Origin of the sequence: Streptomyces sp. NPDC049585 (assembly GCF_040675615.1) — a bacterium.
Classification (GTDB): domain Bacteria; phylum Actinomycetota; class Actinomycetes; order Streptomycetales; family Streptomycetaceae; genus Streptomyces; species Streptomyces luteosporeus.
This window is the reverse complement of record NZ_JBFAPE010000041.1, coordinates 27,024-44,140: the sequence shown is the minus strand read 5'-3', so window position 1 is coordinate 44,140 and position 17,117 is coordinate 27,024. Positions and strand designations below refer to the sequence as shown.

Sequence of the window (17,117 nt, the reverse complement as noted above, 5' to 3'; positions counted from 1 at the left end):
TTGAGGGCGTACGTGGAGAAGGCTCCCCCGACCACCAGCCGCACCCCGACCCCCGGGGTGGCGTGTCAGCTGCGGGCCGTCGCCGGCCGATCGCGCCCACGCGGCGACAGCCGCAGAACAACACCGCCCCGCGCCCCTGACGGGGCACTGCATGACCCCCCGGACACGCCCTAGGTGGTCGCTTCGAAGTGGCTGGGGCGTCCGTCGCGCAGGACCAGGCGCCCCAGCCGCTCGGCGTCCGCGCGGCGCATCAGCCGCGCCCGGCCGGCGGCGTCCTTCAGGACGGCCGTGTGCCAGGGCGTGGCCCATACGTCGGCGCACTCCAGCAGCCGGATCCCGAACTTCTCGCCGCCCACCGGCTGCGGGTGGATCGACAGGCGTACGGCATCCGGGTGACGGTCGGCGACCAGCGCGCCCCAGGCCTGGCTGCGGGCGATCACCTCGTAGGCGCGGGCCCGGCAGGCGCGCTGCAGGGCCGAGCGGCTGCCGGTGTGGTGGGCGGTGTCCTCGACGAGGAAGCGGGTGATGCCGCGGTAGAGCCGGGCGGTCTCCTCGTCGCTGCGCACCTTGGCGCGCAGCTCCTCCACGGAGGGGGCGTAGGCGTCGGTCACCAGGCGCCGCTTGGCGTCGTGGCCGAGGTCGCCGTGCACGTCGCGCAGGTCGAAGGTGTCCAGGTGGCGCAGGCCCTCGCGGCGGATGAGGGCGCGCAGTTCGTCCCCGTAGGCGTCCACGTCCTCGTCGCTCACGCCGATGCTGTCGGCGAAGATGTGGCCGTCCGAGCAGATGACCATGCGGGCGCCGGGTGCGTACAGCTCGCCGATGCGGGCGCACAGGCCGTCGAGGAAGGCCAGCGAGAGGCGCTCGCCCTCGTCGGGCAGGCGCCCGAGGACCTTGGCGGGGTTGGGCGACTTGCAGGGGAAGCCCGGCAGGGTCAGCACGACGGGCTCGCCCGCGTCCGTGAACCTGCGTATCCGCTGCAACTGCCGCGCGTGGCGGGCCGGGTCCGGCGCGGCCGGCCCGGCGGTGCGGTGGTAGGGCAGCAGCAGCGCGAGGATGCGGGCCTCCAGGCAGGAGGCGGGGGCCGGGGCGGGGGCGGGAGGGGCGAGGGTCATGCTGCGGTCATCCACGGTGGCGAGGGCAGGCGGGCGGGGCGAAGGTGACGGGCAGGGCGCTGGTGCCCCGGCCCAGGACGGCGGGGATCCACTGCAGCTCCTCGTCCGGCACGGCCAGGCGCAGCCCGGGCAGTCGGGCGATCAGCGTGCCGAGCGCAACCTGCAGTTCGATGCGGGCGAGGGCCGCGCCGGGGCAGAAGTGGATGCCGTGGCCGAAGGCCAGGTGCGGGCCCTGTGCCCGGTCGAGGTCGAGGGTGTCCGGGTCGGGGAAGCGCTCGGGGTCGCGGTTGGCCGCGCACAGCGAGACGATGACCGAGTCGCCGGCGGGCACGCGGGTGCCGTGCAGGTCGGCGTCCTCGGCGAGGAAGCGCCAGGTGGTGAGCTCGAAGGCGCTGTCGATGCGCAGCAGTTCCTCGACGGCGGCGGGCATCAGGTCCGGCTCGGCGCGCAGCCGGGCCAGGGCCTGCGGTGCGCGCAGCAGCGCCACCACGGCGGTGGTGATCTGGTTGGTGACCGGCTCCTGGCCGGCGACGAGCAGCTGGAAGACCATCGAGTCCAGCTCCTCGCGGGTCAGTTCGCCCGCGTCGTGGGCGGTGACCAGGCGGCCGAGCAGCCCGTCGCCGGGGTGCTCGCGCCGGTCGGCGACGACCTCGGCGATGTAGGCCTGCAGCTCGCGCAGCAGCGCCTCGTACGCGGGCCGGCCGGGGTCGGCCGGGCCGACGGGCGCGACGACCTTGCCCCAGTCGCGACGGAAGCGCGCCGCCAGGTGCGGGGGCAGTCCGATGACCTCGGCGAGCACCTGGAAGGGGAAGCGGGCCGCGAAGCAGCGCACCAGGTCGACGGTGGTGGCCCCGTCCGCAGGCAGAGCGGCGTCGAGGAGCGCGTCGGCCATCTCCTGGAAACGGGGCCGCAGCGCCTCCATGCGCCGCGGCGCGAAGGCGTCGGTGACCAGACGGCGCATGACGGTGTGTTTGGGCGGGTCCTGGTGCAGCAGGTGCACCTGGAGCTGGGAGTGCTGGGGCTCGGGCATGATCGAGGCGCGGGCGCGCCAGCGGTCGTTGCCGAGCGCGTGGTTCTTGCCCAGCCGCGGGTCGGCCAGCGTGCGCTGTGCGGCGGCGTGCCCGGTGACCAGCCAGGCGGTCACCCCGCTGGGGAAGAGCACCCGGTGGACGGGGCCCTGCGCGCGCAGCCGCGCGTACAGCGGGTAGGGGTCGCGCTTGTACGCGGGACCGAAGAGGGGGACGGGGTCGGGCAGCGGCACGGCGTGGGGCTCCTCGCGAGGTCGTGGACCCCAAGGAAGTCGTACGCCCGCGCGGGCGAGTTCCCGGCTTTTCGTACGACTCCCGGGCCGGCGCCCGTCGACGCCCCCGGTATCCCGGGGTAGTCGGCCGCGCGGGCCCGCTGGTTCCCGGCTGCGAAAGGGACAATCCTCACGCGCCGGGAAGCGGGCGATGCGCCCGGACGGCCGGGCGGACCGTGCCACGATGCGCAGATGACCGCACGCCGAGTACCCCCGTACGCACCCCTCGTCGGCTTCCTGCTGCTGCTGGCCGCCCTCTTCGGCGTCGCCTGGGCGGCCGGTGCCGCGGCCGGCCCCGTGGCGCCCGGCATGCACCCCAGCGGGAGCTCCGGCCCGGGCACGGGCGGTGGGGGCATGGGCGGCATGAACGGGATGAAGCACTGATGAGCACCCCCACCTCGACCCAGGCGCCGGCGGTCACCACGGAGCTGATCGTCGGCGGCATGACCTGCGCCGCCTGCGTGGCCCGCGTCGAGAAGAAGCTCGGCCGGCTGGAGGGCGTGAGCGCGAGCGTCAACCTGGCCACCGGACGGGCCCGGATCAGCCACCCCGCGCAGGTGACCGCCGACGAGCTGGTGGCCGTGGTGGAGGGCGCGGGCTACACGGCCGCGCTGCCGCAGCCGCTGACGCAGGAGACGACCCCCGCGGAGGGCGAGGGGCCCGGCCCGCTGGTCCGCCTGCTGATCACGGCCCTGCTCTCCGTACCGGTGCTGGTGCTCTCCATGGTCCCGGCCCTGCAGTTCCGCAACTGGCAGTGGCTGTGCTTCGTCCTGGCCTCCCCCGTCGCGGTCTGGGGCGCCTGGCCCTTCCACGACAGGGCGCTGCGCGGGCTGCGGCACTCCACGGCCACCATGGACACCCTCGTCTCGCTGGGCGTGGTCGCCTCCTACCTGTGGTCGGCGTACGCCCTCTTCTTCGGCGGCGCGGGCGAGCCGGACATGCGGATGCCGTTCACGCTCGTGCCGTCGGCCACCGGCGGCACCGCGGACGTCTACCTGGAGGCCGTCGTCGGCGTGCCCCTGTTCGTCCTGACCGGCCGCCTGCTGGAGGCCCGCGCCCGGCACGGCACCGGCTCCGCCCTGCGGGCCCTGGCCTCGCTCGCCGCCAAGGACGTCGTCGTCCGCGCCGACGACGGCACACAGCGCCGGGTGCCCATCGACGAGCTGCGGGTCGGCGACCACTTCGTCGTACGCCCCGGCGAGCGCGTGGCCACCGACGGCGTGGTCGTCAGCGGCAGCTCGGCCCTCGACCTGTCCCTGGTCACGGGCGAGAGCGCCCCCGTCGAGGCCGGCCCCGGCTGCACGGTCGTCGGCGGTGCCGTCAACTCCGGCGGCCTGCTGGAGGTACGGGCCGAGGCCGTCGGCGCCGACACGCAACTGGCCCGTATCGCCCGGCTGGTGGAGGAGGCCCAGACCGGCAAGGCCCGCGTGCAGCGCGTGGCCGACGCCATCGCGGGCGTCTTCGTCCCCGCCGTCCTGGCCGTCGCCGTCACCGTCCTCGGCTTCTGGCTCGGCGCCGGCGCCGCCCCGCAGGCGGCGGTCACCGCCGCGGTGGCCGTCCTCGTGGTCGCCTGCCCCTGCGCCCTGGGCCTGGCCACCCCCACCGCCCTGCTCGCCGCCACCGGCCGCGGCGCCGGCCTCGGCATCCTCGTCAGCGGCCCCCAGGCCCTGGAGGGCCTGCGCCGGGTGGACACAGTGGTCCTCGACAAGACGGGCACCCTGACGACGGGCGCCATGACGGTCACCGACGTCGTCGCCCTGCCCGGCTGCACCGCGGAGCGGGCCCTGACCCTGGCAGGCGCGGCCGAAGCCGGCTCCGAACACCCGGTGGGCCGCGCCGTCCACGCCCACGCCACGGCCCTGACGGGCCCCCTCCCGCAGGCCACGTCCTTCACGGCAACCCCGGGCCTGGGCATCCGCGCCATGGTGTCGGGCCACGAGGTGACGGTGACCCGACCGGGGGCGGGGACGGGGGCGGCTCCGGCCACCGCGGGGGCGGCGGGGGCGGAAGCGGTCCCGGCCACCGCCGCCCCGACGGGCGCCGCCCGGGCCATCACCGCCACCACCCCGGAGCCCGCCCCGGCCACCGCCGACGCCCCGGAGTCCGCCCACCCGGGCGGCGGGCCCGCCGTCCTCCCGGGGGGCGGGGGGCGGAGCCCCCGGGAGGGGGACGGGGCGGAGCCCCGTGACGGGGGGTCGGGGGGCTTGCCCCCCGGGAACGGTGGAAGGGCGGGAGCGGGGCACCCCTCCCACCCCGCCGAAGCCCTCCGCACCGCCCTGGCCGCCGCCGACGCCCGCGGCGACACCCCCGTCGTCGTCCACATCGACGGCACCCCCGCAGCCGTCATCGCCCTCGGCGACACCGTCCGCCCCGACACCTACCGCGCCGTGGACCACCTGAGGCGCCTCGGCCTGCGCCCGGTCCTCGCCACCGGTGACACCGAGGCGGCCGCCCGCAGCGTCGCGGAGCGCCTCGGCATCGACGAGGTGCACGCGCGGGCCACGCCGGAGGAGAAGGCCGCCCTCGTGCGCGCCCTGCGCGAGAGCGGCCACCGCGTCGCCGTCATCGGTGACGGCGTCAACGACGCGGCCGCCCTTGCCGGCGCGGATCTCGGTATCGCCATGGGCAGCGGCACGGATGCCGCGATCGGTGCGGCGGACGTCACGCTGGTCCGTGAGGACATGGGGGCGCTGGGCGACGCGGTCCGGCTGGCCCGGCGCACGTCGGTGACGGTGCGGTCCAACCTCGCGTGGGCGTTCGCGTACAACCTGGTCACCGTGCCGCTCGCCGCCGTCGGCCTGCTCAGTCCGATGCTCGCGGCGGCGGCGATGTCCGTCAGTTCGCTGCTGGTCGTGGGCAACAGCCTGCGGCTGCGCAGCTGGCAGCCCCGTCCCCCCGCCGCAAGGAAGTCCCGGTGAAGAACTCCCTGATCAGCGCCGTCCGTGCGGCCCGTGCCGCGCTCGTACCGGCCGCGGCCGGTGCCCTGGCCCTGGCCGGTCTGACCGCGTGGGCGGCCTCGGGCGCGGCCGGTCGCCCGGCCTCGGTGACGGTGGAGGAGGCCCGCGTCCTCGTACCGTTCGGTTCGGACGACACCGCCGCGCTGCTGCGGCTGCGCAATTCCGGCGACGTGGACGACGAGCTGATCGGCGTGGACGTGCCGACGGCCGGCGGCGCGATGCTGAGCCGGACGGTCGTGCGCAACGGCGCCGGCACGATGCGCATGGTCCACTCGGTGACCGTGCCGGCGCGCCGGACGCTGGTGATGTCGCCGCACACGGTGGACGTGATGGTCTACCGGCCGCCCGCCCTGCGTGTCGGCGACCGGCTGCCGTACGTGCTGCGGTTCCGCGAGAGCGGCACGATCCGCGGGGAGGCGGTCGTCGTACGCCCGGGGAACTAGCCGGCAGCGGCAAAAAGGGGCCCACGGTGCGACGTCCGCACCGTGGGCCCCTTTGCGCGACCGGCCGGGTCAGCCCGCCAGCGCGGGCACCCGCTCCCGTGCCGCCGCCTCCGCGGCGGCCTCGTGCTCGGCCGCGGCGAGCTGGACGATCAGCGCCTCCCGCGCCCGCGCCACGCGCGAGCGGACGGTGCCCACCGGGCAGCCGGCGACCACGGCGGCCTCGGCGTACGGCAGCCCGAGCAGCTGCGTGAGGACGAAGGCCTCGCGCCGTTCGCAGGGCAGGCGGTCGAGCAGCTGCGAGAGGACGACGCCCTCGTCGAAGCCGGGCAGCGCGGCCGGCTGGGCGCGTTCGGCGGCGGACTGCCAGTCGTCGGTGTCCGACAGGCGCGGCCGTGCCGCCTGGAAGCGCAGCCGGTCCACGACCGTGCGCCGGGCGATGGACAGCAGCCAGGTGCGGGCCGAGGAGCGGCCTTCGAAGCGCGGCAGGGAGCGCAGCGCGCGCAGGTACGTCTCCTGGACGAGGTCGTCCGCGCCCTGCGGGTCGTTGCTGAGCCGTGCCACGTACCGGCGCACGTCGTTCTGGGTGGCCCTGATGAAGTGGTCGACCGCTTCGGCGTCGCCGCTGCGCGCGGCCAGGGCCCAGGCGGTCACCGTCTCGTCGTCACGCACGACGCCCCCCGGTGCGGGGGCGCGGCGCGGTGCCGGGGACGATGGCGGGGTGCATTGCAGTGAGGTACGTACCGCCGTCTCCGCCTTCCTCGACGGCGAGGAGCCGCCCCCGGGGATGCCGGGGCCGGTGGTCGGGGCGCATCTGGAGGGGTGCGCGCAGTGCCGGGAATGGCAGGAGCGGGCCCGCAGGCTGAAGGTCCTCGCGGCGGGGCTGGACCTCGGCTGAGCAGGCCGGCGGTGTGAGGGCAGGGGTCATCGCCCTGGGTCCTTCCTGGAATCCGGGCGCCCGGCGGCCGGGGAGGGGTGCTCCACTCCCCTGTGGCGGGCGGGCCCGGTGAGGTGATTCGGCCCGGTGGGTCGCCGTCAGACGACGGCGACGCGGGCAGGAGGACCGCGCGTGGGGAGGACGTGGGCGTACAGCAGCTGGCGCAGCCGCTGTACGGCGTGGGCCAGCCCGGCCCGGACGCGGGGCGGCCCGGGCCGTACCGGTATGACCTGCAGGACCAGCAGCAGGGGCGCACGCAGCCGGGCCCGCACGGTGCGGGCGAGCCGGAACGCGGCCTGCTCGCCGCCGGCGAGCCAGATGCCGCAGACGAGGGCGACGAGGACGTGCGCGGACCACATGCCGAGCGCGCCGTGCCCGGCGTGGGACATGCCGGGCATGCCCATGCCGCCACTCATATCGGCCATGTCATGAGGTGCCGCGGCGCCCGGGGCGGGCAGTCCGTACCCGCCGCAGATCGTGCCGGCGGCGGGCATCAGGGCGTGGTCGAACGGGCCGCTCGGCATGGCCTGCGCACCCTGCTGCACGCTCTGGGCGACCGTGAAGAAGGAGTGCAGGGCCGTCTGTGCGCCCACCGTGGCGAGCGTGATCAGCAGCGGTCCGCGTTCCCGGCCCGCCAGGAACCAGGCGCAGCTGCCGGTTCCGGTCAGGGCGACGGCGACGGCCCACCAGGGAACGGTGGTGCCGGACATCAGGGCGTGGCCGAGGGCGGCGAGCAGCACGCAGACCGCTGCGAACACCCCGGCTCGCAGCGTGCGCGGGACCTGGCCGGCCTGCTGCCCTGTTTTCATGACGGGGACATCGTTGCACCCGCCCCGCGCGCGTCGACGGCGGGGGGCGCGCTGACGCCCGTACGACCCCCCGCTCGGCGCACGGCTCCGCCCCGTACCGTCCGCCCGGCGGTACGGGGCGGGGTGGGCGAGACCGGTCTGACCTGCTGCTTGTCTGACCGGCTCACCTGCTGCGCCCACTTTGGGCTTCCCTCGGTTTCCTCCTGTTTCCCCCGGTTTACCCCCCACGCGGGCACTGCCATGTGCCCGAATGTGCCCGACGGCCGCCCGGTCATCGGGGCCGTGGGGGCGGGGGGCTGGGTTCTCGTGCTGCCCGGATCGAACCCGCAGATCAACGGGGCGTGGAATACCACAAAGCCCCGAGGCGCGAAGTGCGCTTCGGGACTTCCTGGTGTCCGAACCCGTCGGTCTGTTCCTCCCGGTATCCACGTGCGTACTTTGGCGAGTCCTCGTGGATACCGGATCGATCCCAGATCCGGACAGGCACGATGCTCTCATACGACTCCCCGACCGCTCCACCGCGAGCAGCGAAGGGACGCACCCCCTCTTTCCCTGTTGACGCGGCACGCCCCACAGGCATCGCTGGCGTCACAGCTCTAACTTCTCGACTGCCCGGCCAGCGCCGTCGCCCCCTCCACAAAGAGCTGCTGCCTTCCGGCTTCTCGCCCCGCATGACGCGTCTCCTCGTCGAGGGCGACGCCGACGACACCTACACCCCGTGGTCGAAGAAGAAGCTCGCCGACGGCCGCTACGGGCTGGTGATCGGCAAGGACTCGCACACTGCCAGCGACCACGGCCACCGGGTCATCTGTGCCCTGACCACCGAGGCCATCCGCGTCGGCGCCGACCGCATCAACTTCCGCGACGTCGTCCTCAAGGGCAGCGGCCGGGGCGGGGCGCACGCCCGCGACCTCGCCCACCGCTCCGGCCACGATGCCGCCGTCGCCTACCTCGACCGCGTCTGGGACCGCGCGAAGACCCGCGTCCAGGGCAGTGACCGGATCGACTCCCGGCAGGACGCCCACGCCGATCTCGCCGCCTACCATGCCCGCGTCGAGCGCACCCCGTGGAAGGGCAGCGCGGGCAAGACCGACCTGAAGAACCTCGCCGCTCGCCTCGCGGTGTGTGAGAAGGCTGGCGGCCGACGGCACACCTTCTCCGAGCACCATCTCGCCGAAGAGGTCGGCTGCGCGCGGGAGACGATCCGCAATTCGAACGAGCGCCTGGAGAAGAGCGGGCACCTGCGCAAGCTCGACTCCGGGTCGCCGACCGAGGGCGCTACCTGGCTCCTCACCGACCCTCACGACCTGTCTCACGACGAGACCAACCGTCAGTGGCCGCAGGCTGGGGAGCCAGGAGTGGCCCAGAGGTGAGACGAGCCGAGTCCCGCGCCGATCTCGACTCGCGCACTGCGAGCCGCCTCGCTCCCGAGGACGCGTTCGCCCACTTCGGCCTCGGTGACATCGGCCTCGCCGTCGTCGCGGCCCGGGCAGAGCGTGACGGGCAGACCGTCGAAGAGCTCCAGGGCCCGGCGACGGTCTCGCGCCCTACCGCGTACCGGCAGATCAAGAAGCTCACCAAACTCGGACCCGTCCGCCGCGAGGGAGAGCTGCACCACCTCACCGACCAAGCGCTCAGCGGTATCGGCGCCGCCACCGAGGACTGCTCGGAGCCCGTCACAAGCTGGCAGGACGCCGTCGAGCACCTGGGCACCGACGCCACGGCCGAGCGCCGCCGTCACCGGCACCGCGTCCAGTGCGAGCGCTTCCAGCGGCAGCAGCAGCGCGCGGCTGAACGCCGCCGCGCCACCTGGCCGCAGCCGGATACCCGCACCGCATCGCGGGCTACGCCCACGACCAAGGGCAGGTCATCGACCTCGCGCGAAAGTCGACACGGCGACGAACCGCGTCCTAAAGAACGGTCCATCGAACAGCTGACAGCTGTGACTTCACGCCACCTGCCCGCCCAGTTCACCTTCAGAGCTGCCTTAAAAGGCGACTGGCAAGCAGGGCACGAGACGCATGAAGACCTCAGGGCGACCCTGCGTTACCGATCCATACGACGCGACCGTCGAAGCCACCTCGCTCACGGGCCTTTTGCGACCGGAGACTTTCGAGCTCAGCAACACTCATGCCAGAGTCGACCGCCAGCGCATGGATTACCTCGAGCACATCGGCCAGCTCTCCAGCCACGGCCTGCTCTTCCGCCTCCAGGAGCTCCGCGACCTCCTCTTGGAGCTTGGCATGCAGACGCTCCCGGTACTCGTCGCCCTCCGCCACATATGTCACGGGCTCCGCACCGCCGCTGCGGATGATCTCTGGGATCCGGTCACGGACAAGTTTGCCCTCACTCAAGGACAGGGGCTCCCCGTTCCTCTCGGACGTGATCCGACTCACACCCCGCCTCCTCCCCGGCAGATCTCCGCTGCCGCCGACTACCCGCAAGACATCACACCGCAGGTTACGACGCCACCGCTCGCTCGTCGCGACACCCAAGTGGCACATAACACCCACGCCTGCACTGTCGCGTTCAGGATGGATGACCATACTCGGCCGGCGGGTGGGGGTTAGGATCTCCTTGCACTCCTGGCGGAATGGGGGGACCTCGTCGAGGAGCATCACCAGGAGTGCTGTCTATAGGCGCGCATTCCGACAATTGGGGGAATCATGACGGGCGGCTCTGCCGCGACAGACGTGGTCTACCTCGACTACAACGCCACCGCGCCGCTGCGCCCGGAGGCTCTCGAGGCCACGATCAACGCGCTTCAGGACGTCGGCAATGCCTCAAGTATGCACCTTCTGGGGCGTGAAGCCGCGACCCGTGTTGACTTAGCACGTCGTCAGCTCAGCAGCCTCCTCAACTGTTCGCCGGGCGAACTCATCTTCACCTCTGGCGCCACGGAAGCGAACAATCTCGCCCTGCGCGCCGCCTGCGGCCGCCGCGGAACCCTAGTGACCACGATGGTCGAGCACCCGGCCGTGCTGGAAACCGCACGCGCGGTCACTGCCAACGATCCCGGCTCCCTTGTCCTACTCCCCGTCGATGGAGACGGCGTTGTCGACCTGGAGCCTCTGCTCGCGGCAGTTCGTCACCGCGGGGTGTCCCTCCTTTCCGTGATGCTCGCCAACAACGAGACCGGGGTGCTTACCGACCTGGCGCCCATCATCAAGGTTGCTCGTGAAGCCGGAGTCCTGGTCCATACCGACGCCACGCAGTACGTCGGGCGGCTCCCCCTCGATCTCTCCAACATGGACGTCGACCTCCTGTCGCTCTCAGCCCATAAGTTCGGCGGTCCACAGGGTATCGGCGCACTCTTCATCCGCCGTGGAACCCCTCTCCCGCACCGGCCGCTCCTCGTCGGTGGTGGACATGAGCGCGGGTGGCGCGCTGGCACGCTGAACGTTGCCGGTATCGCGGGACTTGGAGCGGCCGCCGAGGCCTCACGACAGCACCTCGAGCAGGAAGCTGAGCGGGTCACCGGTCTGCGTGATGCTCTCGAAGCAGGGTTGACCTCCCGAGTACCGGGATGCCGGATCAATGGTGCGCGCGTGCCGCGGCTGCCCGGCGTCACAAGCGTCACCTTCCCCGGGGTGCCGGCCGATGCCGTTCTGGCCTCCATGCCTCATGTCGCCGCATCCGACGGCAGCGCCTGCTCGTCCGGGGCACCGAGCCCAAGCCACGTCCTCCTCGCCATGGGGCACAGCCGCGACGACGCCGACTCCACGGTGCGCTTCTCGCTCGGCTACGGCACAACCGTTGGCGATATCGAGGTCGCGCTGGACGCCACCGTCAATGCGGTCTCCCGTGTGCGGTCCGCTTTGACAGTCACTGACGGGGCCTGACTGGCGTTGCCCATTCGGGGCCACCTCCATTTGCGTAACTGCTTGTTCCACCGAAAGGTCCAGTTACATGTCAGACAGCCGGCTTGCCGAGGCCGTCGAACTCTCCTTCTCACGGCATGAAACCTTTGCTCCGCGCTTCGGCTGGCTGCACAAGGCTTATATGCAGGTCAAGGACGACAGCCAGATCTTCCACCGCGAGGATGCGCCCGTCCTGCTTGGCGTGGGTAAGAACATGGTCAATTCGATGAGGTATTGGTCGAAGGCTTTCAAGCTGACGCGCGAGCACCCTCATGCGGACCCGTCTTACCGCTCGTACATCGCATCGCCAACCTGGCGTGCAGGCTGGCTACTTGACGAAGCTGGAGCAGATCCCTACCTCGAAGACACGGGAAGCCTCTGGCTCTTGCACTGGTGGCTCGTGTCATCTGAGCCTCAAGCCAAGTGCTGGGCGCCCAGTTGGTATGTGATGTTCAACCTCGCGCCCTTCTCCCGCGTGACCTCGGCGGAGATGACCAGCGTCATCACCCGCCGCGTTCATGAAGGGTTCAGCGAGAAGGACTGGCCTGCGACGGAGTCAATCACTCGTGACGTCGACTGCCTGATCAAGATGTACGCCCTCGACCATGAATTCAACCCGCTATCGCCCGGGAGCTTCGAGGACTTGCTCATGTCTCCCTTCCGCGAGTTGGGTCTCCTTGAAGGACAGGGCAAGGGTCGTCAGCGAACCTGGCGTTTTACCCAAGGCACGCGTTCCAATCTTCCGGCCCCGGTTCTGGTCTACGCCTGCCTGGACTACGCATCGCGGTTCTCGGCGAATGCGGGCTCTATCACCCTGGCCAGGCTCGCCAATGAGACTGGCGCCCCCGGTCGAGCTTTTCGTATGCGGGAGCCGGATCTGGCCACGGCCATCGAGAATCTTGTCAACGATCACCCTGACTTGAACCTTGTGGAAGCGCTCGGACAGCGCAGCCTCACGTTCAGCAGAAACCCGCAGCTACTGGCTTGGGACATCCTCGACGAGCACTACGGCAACATCCGCAACCGTGATGGGTTTCCGACTCCGAATGAGTGGGCGGAGCGGTATCCCGGCCTGAACACCACCACCTCCAAGCGTGCGCACAAGAAGCTCCCGCAGCAGATCGAGGAGCTGGAATTGATCGAGGAGAACGCGTGACCATGGCCACGTCCAAGACCACCCGGCGCCACCGTCAGGCCGAGGCCACCGTGCAGATCCCCAAGGGCATCAAGCTGGTTGGCTCGGAGCTGCGCTCTACCAACCTTGAGCGCGATGTGAGTGAGCCGCTGATCAATGCGCCCTATGTGGGAGTGCGCGCCCTCGACGTCCTGGACCGGGTCACCAACGCCGTATCCGACCTTCGTCGCACCCGGGCATGGTCGTTCACCGGGCCCTACGGCTCCGGTAAGTCGACCCTGTCGAACCTCCTCGACGCCCTTCTCGGCCACGACGTGCCCCGGCGGAAGGCAGCTGAGCAAGCCGTCGCCGCGAGCGGCCCAGGCCACGCTTCGCGGCTCGCACGGGTTCGTGATGAGCTGCACAAGGACGGGTTCCTCGGAGCTGTTGCCACTGCGCGCCGGGAGCCTCTGGCGATCACCGTGCGGCGGGCCTTGCAGACCGCGGTCGAGCGCAAATGGAAGAAGCGTCCGCCCAAAGCCGTCGCACAGGCACTTGCGGCTTGCATGGAACGCGAGGTTCCTTCCGCCGAGAGCCTTATCGATGCTTTCGCAGTCCTGTGTGATGTCGCTCCGGTTCTGCTCATCATCGACGAGTTCGGCAAGACGCTGGAGTACCTCGCCGCCGAGGGCGACTCCGGCGACGAGGGAAGCGATGTATACCTCCTCCAGATGCTCGCCGAAAGAGGCGCTGGTCCTTCGGGAATGCGCCTGTTCCTGATCACGCTCCAGCACCTGGCATTCACCGATTACGCAGCGCGCTCCAGCACCATCCAGACGCAGGAATGGGCGAAAGTCCAGGGACGTTTTGAAGACATCACCTTCGCACCAAACCTCGGCGATGCCGTCTACCTCATGCAGCGGCGCCTTGACCCTGCGGGTCTCGACACCGCCGACCGTGAGCTCGTCCGGGTCCAGGCGCAGGCCGCAGCAGACACCTGGGCCGAGCACGCCCTCAACACAGTTGTCGACATCTCCGCCGAGACGTTCGCCGGCCTTTACCCGCTTCACCCTCTCACCGCCGTCGCCGCCCCCTTGCTGGCTGCCCAGATCGGTCAACACGATCGGAGCCTGACCGGCTTCCTCGCCAGCGATGAGCCCAACACCGTTCGCCGGACCCTGGACACGCTGTCCTGCGATGCGCCGAAGCACGCCTCCACCATCCGGCTGCCTCAGCTGTACGACTACTTCTTCGCCTCCGGACGCACGACCATCCTCGCCTCCACGAACGCCAGCCGCTGGCTCGAGGTTGACAACCGCCTCAATGAGGCACATGGCCTGCCGGCCGAAGACCAGGCAGTCCTCAAGGTCATCGGCGTCCTGAACCTGATTGATGCGGACGGCCTCCTCCGTGCTACGCCGTCCATGATTCAGTTCGCCCTCCATGATCCAGCGGACGCGGGTGATCCCAAGCGCTTCGCTGCCCTGGAGAAGCAACTGGAACGACTTACAGCCGACGGTTTCGTCGTCCACCGCACCTACAGCAACGAGTACCGGGTCTGGCAAGGCACTGACGTCGACATCGACGCGCGAGTCAGGGAAATTGCCACACGCATCGACCCAGCCGATGTAGTCCGATACTTCAGCCAGCACCTCGGCACCGTGCTCCCCGCAGCGGTTGTTGCCGGCGGACACAGCCAGAGAACCGGCATGCTCCGGTACTTCATCACCTCAGTCAGTCATCAAGCGGAGAAACTCGACGGCCCGGAGGTCGTCCAGGACGCGGCAGACGGCCTAATGCTCTACCACCTCGGGTCCCTTGAAACCCGACCCGTGGTGAACTCTCCGCTGCCGGTCCTCATCGGTACGACCAAGGCGCCCGAAAAGGTTCTGCAAGCCGGTATCGACCTGGTGGCACTTGAGGAACTCCTCGAAGACAGCACCATCGATCACGTGGCAGCGCGAGAAGTCACAGAACGCGCGTCATACATCTCGCAGAACATCGGCTCCATGCTGGACAAGGCGTTCAACCCCCTGAGCCCCGAGTCCACCTGGTACTTGTGGGACCAGGGCTCCGAGACGGCCAGTGCGCCGAACGAGCCCATCAAGGCCCGCAGTTACGCCAACCTCGCTTCCCAGGCATGCGACCGTGTCTACCCCCTCACACCGCACATCCGCAATGAGATGGTTGGCCGTCACCAGCTCACCAGCAACGGCGCCCGCGCACGGCGCCAGCTGCTGACCGACATGCTGCAACGCTCAGGTACCCCCCTGCTCGGCTACGACGCCAAGAAGTACACCCCGGAACGGGCGATGTACCACGGTGTGGTGGAGTACCTCGGGCTCCATCGAGCTGCCGGCGAATCCAGCGCCGACAGCCAAGGTGACGGCTTCCTCACCCACGGCATTTCTCGCCCTAGCCCCGAGCGCCACGCCCATGTCGTCGGCGTTTGGGAGGCTCTCGACGAAGCCCTGACCAACACGAAGCGCACCACACCGATCGTCGATATCTATCACCGCTTGATGGCGCCGCCGTACGGTGTGAAAGCAGGCGTCGTCCCCATCCTCGTCGTGGCGGCCCTCATCCTGCGGTCCGACGACGTCGCCTTGTTCGAGGACGGGAACTACTGCCAGCGGCTGACCCCGGAGATCATCGAGCGCCTCAACGTCCCCTACCCTGACCGCTTCACGGTCAAGGCCACACCAGTCGGTCGAGGCCAACGACGCCTCGTAGTTGAGGGATTGACCCAGGCCCTTGACGTCGAGATGCCGCGCTCGCGTACCGCTCGCAACCCCGCACTGCTGGCCGTCACACGGGCAATGTTGGAACGCGTGATGGTGCTCGACCCCTACGCCCGACAGACACGACGAATGGGCGACGATGCGCTGGCCGTCCGCGAAGCACTCTCCCGTGCGACCGACCCGGACGAGCTGGTCTTCACCTCCTTGCCCAAGGCGTTGGGGTTCGAGCCCGTTCTCGCCAACTCCACTAAGGACGAGAAGACCACCGAGTCGTACGTATCGCGCCTAACCGCGGCCCTCGATGAGCTGTCCAGTGCAAGCGCCACGCTACGCCGCGAGGTAGTAGCTACGATCGGCCGCGAGTTCCGTCTCCCCGAGGATCTCCCCCAGCTTCGCATCGGACTCGCCGAGCAACTTCGAGGCTTCGCGAACGCTCCACTCGAGCTCAGCCTGCGCGGGTTCGTTTCCCGGGTCCTCAACGAGAGTCTTCCGGACGAAGACTGGCTCGACCCGCTCATCATCCGGCTCGCGAACAAGGCATTGGGTGACTGGTCAGACAGGGATGTCGCGAGCTTCCCCCGGCAGGTCAGAGAGGTAGCTCGGGCCCTTGACCGCGTGAGCCACCTCTACGAGCACGAAGCGCATACTGCTGGGCAACTCGCGGATGAGCAACGCCAGTTGGACACACACCTCCTCACCCTCACCACTCCCCAGGGGCAGGAGGAGCGCACCCTCATCCACGTGCCACGGCAGTCCCGCAAGACAGCCGAAGAGCTCGTTGTCAGTGTCATCCGGCAAGCTGAGGAAGCACTGGGGCCTGACGGCGCTCGCATCTTGCTCGCCGCCCTGGCCGAGCGCCTGTCAGCAACACACGCCGACTCAGCTGCCCAGAGGAAGGAGAAGCTGTGACCAGCACCGAGAACTCAGACAGGAAGAAGCGCCACGTCCTCGGCTTGTCCGGAGGCAAGGACTCGTCCGCTCTTGCCATTTACATGCGTGATTGCGTTCCCGAGATGGAGTACTTCTTCTGTGACACCGGTGCCGAGCTACCGGAGACCTATGAGTACCTCAACCGCCTCGAAGCAGCCGTAGGCAAGCCGATCGTCCGCCTCAATGCCAGCCGGGACTTTGATCACTGGCTGGAGGTGTACCAGGGCACGCTCCCAAGCCCTCAGATGCGCTGGTGCACCAAGAACCTCAAGATCAAGCCACTCGAAGAGTGGGTGGGTGACGATGAGGTCATCTCCTACGTCGCGATCCGCGCCGACGAGAACCGACTCGGCTACGTCAGCACCAAGCCGAACATCACCGCCGTCTTCCCCTTCCGCGAGGACGGCATTGACCGCGCCGGCGTCGACCGCATCCTTGACGAGGCCGGCATCGGCCTCCCCGACTATTACCAGTGGCGAACACGCTCCGGCTGCTACTTCTGCTTCTTCCAGCGGAAGCACGAATGGGTTGGCCTCAAGGACCGGCACCCTGAGCTGTTTGAGAAGGCCATAGCGTACGAGGAGAAGGTCAACTACCAGCGCACTGCCATGCAGGAGCGGCAGTACACGTGGTCCCAGGGCGAATCCCTCCATGAACTCATCGAGCGCAGGGACGAGATCGAGGCCAAGCACCAAGCCGCCCTCGAGCGCGCAGCCAAACGCGTGAAGCCCAACCGTCCCCTGCTTGAGGTCCTGTCCGACGCTCTCGACGAGGACGACGACTCTGCCGCATGCGCGGTGTGCCACCTCTGAGCGATCGAGGATGCCCGGCGCATGAACCTTCTTCACAAACCGGGCATCCCGCGCCAGCTCGCTGACGCCAGGTCAGTGATCGATGCCAGACTAGGCGTACGACAT

The 17,117-nt window shown here is 70.1% G+C and carries 14 protein-coding genes; 9 read left to right on the top strand and 5 right to left on the bottom strand.

Annotation, left to right across the window (positions count from 1 at the left end):
* Positions 1-170: 170 nt before the first annotated feature.
* Positions 171-1,112: an isocyanide synthase family protein gene (locus AB0K17_RS27710; RefSeq protein WP_365984663.1), complete on the bottom strand. Its 942-nt coding sequence runs from the start codon at positions 1,110-1,112 to the stop codon at positions 171-173.
* 7 nt (positions 1,113-1,119) lie between these two features.
* Entirely contained in the window at positions 1,120-2,373 is a 1,254-nt protein-coding gene (locus tag AB0K17_RS27705) for a cytochrome P450 (protein ID WP_365984659.1), read from the bottom strand.
* 231 nt (positions 2,374-2,604) lie between these two features.
* Between AB0K17_RS27705 and AB0K17_RS27700 the strand changes: the two genes are divergently transcribed.
* The 3 genes from AB0K17_RS27700 to AB0K17_RS27690 are packed head-to-tail and all read left to right on the top strand — an operon-like array spanning position 2,605 to position 5,812.
* Complete coding sequence (locus AB0K17_RS27700) at positions 2,605-2,796, top strand: hypothetical protein (RefSeq protein ID WP_365984658.1); 192 nt, start codon at positions 2,605-2,607, stop codon at positions 2,794-2,796.
* Complete coding sequence (locus tag AB0K17_RS27695) at positions 2,796-5,330, top strand: heavy metal translocating P-type ATPase (RefSeq protein ID WP_365984657.1); 2,535 nt, start codon at positions 2,796-2,798, stop codon at positions 5,328-5,330. The genes AB0K17_RS27700 and AB0K17_RS27695 overlap by 1 nt, the downstream gene beginning before the upstream one ends.
* On the top strand, positions 5,327-5,812 hold the full coding sequence (locus tag AB0K17_RS27690; protein ID WP_365969057.1) for a copper chaperone PCu(A)C: 486 nt from the start codon (positions 5,327-5,329) through the stop codon (positions 5,810-5,812). Before AB0K17_RS27695 ends, AB0K17_RS27690 begins: the two co-directional genes overlap by 4 nt.
* A gap of 69 nt (positions 5,813-5,881) precedes the next feature.
* Here AB0K17_RS27690 and AB0K17_RS27685 read toward each other — a convergent pair whose 3' ends face one another.
* On the bottom strand, positions 5,882-6,481 hold the full coding sequence (locus AB0K17_RS27685) for a sigma-70 family RNA polymerase sigma factor (protein WP_365969056.1): 600 nt from the start codon (positions 6,479-6,481) through the stop codon (positions 5,882-5,884).
* 49 nt (positions 6,482-6,530) lie between these two features.
* Between AB0K17_RS27685 and AB0K17_RS27680 the strand changes: the two genes are divergently transcribed.
* The gene (locus tag AB0K17_RS27680; RefSeq protein ID WP_365969055.1) at positions 6,531-6,707 is read left to right on the top strand and encodes a zf-HC2 domain-containing protein; all 177 of its coding nucleotides are present in this window, start codon (positions 6,531-6,533) and stop codon (positions 6,705-6,707) included.
* A gap of 137 nt (positions 6,708-6,844) precedes the next feature.
* Here AB0K17_RS27680 and AB0K17_RS27675 read toward each other — a convergent pair whose 3' ends face one another.
* Positions 6,845-7,555 carry a hypothetical protein gene (locus tag AB0K17_RS27675; RefSeq protein ID WP_365969054.1) on the bottom strand — a complete coding sequence of 237 codons (711 nt, stop codon included), beginning with the start codon at positions 7,553-7,555 and terminating at the stop codon, positions 6,845-6,847.
* A 671-nt stretch (positions 7,556-8,226) separates the two neighbouring features.
* On the opposite strand from AB0K17_RS27675, the gene AB0K17_RS27670 reads away from it, so the two are divergent.
* A complete protein-coding gene (locus AB0K17_RS27670; RefSeq protein ID WP_365984656.1) occupies positions 8,227-8,928 on the top strand; it encodes a hypothetical protein in 702 nt (233 codons plus the stop codon).
* Positions 8,929-9,585: 657 nt separating this feature from the next.
* Here the strand turns inward: AB0K17_RS27670 and AB0K17_RS27665 are convergent.
* A complete protein-coding gene (locus tag AB0K17_RS27665; RefSeq protein WP_365984655.1) occupies positions 9,586-10,173 on the bottom strand; it encodes a nucleoside triphosphate pyrophosphohydrolase in 588 nt (195 codons plus the stop codon).
* Positions 10,174-10,248: 75 nt separating this feature from the next.
* Here AB0K17_RS27665 and AB0K17_RS27660 point away from each other — a divergent pair, with 75 nt between their 5' ends.
* The 4 genes from AB0K17_RS27660 (at position 10,249) to AB0K17_RS27645 (ending at position 17,012) form a co-directional block, all read left to right on the top strand.
* Positions 10,249-11,397 (top strand): cysteine desulfurase family protein, encoded by a 1,149-nt coding sequence (locus tag AB0K17_RS27660; protein WP_365984654.1) that lies wholly within the window; start codon positions 10,249-10,251, stop codon positions 11,395-11,397.
* A 67-nt stretch (positions 11,398-11,464) separates the two neighbouring features.
* A complete protein-coding gene (locus AB0K17_RS27655; RefSeq protein WP_365984653.1) occupies positions 11,465-12,571 on the top strand; it encodes a DUF4007 family protein in 1,107 nt (368 codons plus the stop codon).
* Positions 12,572-12,573: 2 nt separating this feature from the next.
* Positions 12,574-16,179, top strand: a complete 3,606-nt coding sequence (locus AB0K17_RS27650) for an ATP-binding protein (protein ID WP_365984662.1) — start codon at positions 12,574-12,576, stop codon at positions 16,177-16,179.
* Positions 16,176-17,012, top strand: coding sequence for a phosphoadenosine phosphosulfate reductase family protein (locus AB0K17_RS27645; RefSeq protein WP_365984652.1), 837 nt, complete (start codon positions 16,176-16,178; stop codon positions 17,010-17,012). Before AB0K17_RS27650 ends, AB0K17_RS27645 begins: the two co-directional genes overlap by 4 nt.
* Positions 17,013-17,117 lie beyond the last annotated feature (105 nt).